Genomic DNA, 288 nt, shown 5'->3' on the forward strand with positions numbered 1-288 from the left:
ACTGAGCGGCCACGACGGCGACGCCGTAGCGTGCCGTCGTGGCCACGCGCCTGGCAAGCGCGCGTTCGCAGTAGCCGCGCCTGTCAGCGCACCCGCGAGGCAAACAGCGCGCCTACGATCAACGCGACGCCGCCGACAATCGCCAGCGTCTGCCACGGATTCTCATGCACGTAGTCGTCGGCATCGGCTAGCGCGACGTTGGCGCGTTCGCGCACGGCTTCGCGCGTGTCGCTTAAACGGGCGCGCGCGTTGTCGAGCTGCTTGCGCAATTTGCCGCGCAGTGCGACG

General features: G+C 69.1%; 1 protein-coding gene. It reads right to left on the minus strand.

Annotation, left to right across the window (positions count from 1 at the left end; translation table 11 throughout):
* Window positions 1-83: 83 nt before the first annotated feature.
* On the minus strand, window positions 84-288 hold a 205-nt coding region (locus tag SB753_RS36410; protein WP_410804968.1), incomplete at its 5' end, for a YqjD family protein.

This window comes from Paraburkholderia sp. SIMBA_053 (assembly GCF_046534895.1).
GTDB lineage: Bacteria > Pseudomonadota > Gammaproteobacteria > Burkholderiales > Burkholderiaceae > Paraburkholderia > Paraburkholderia caledonica.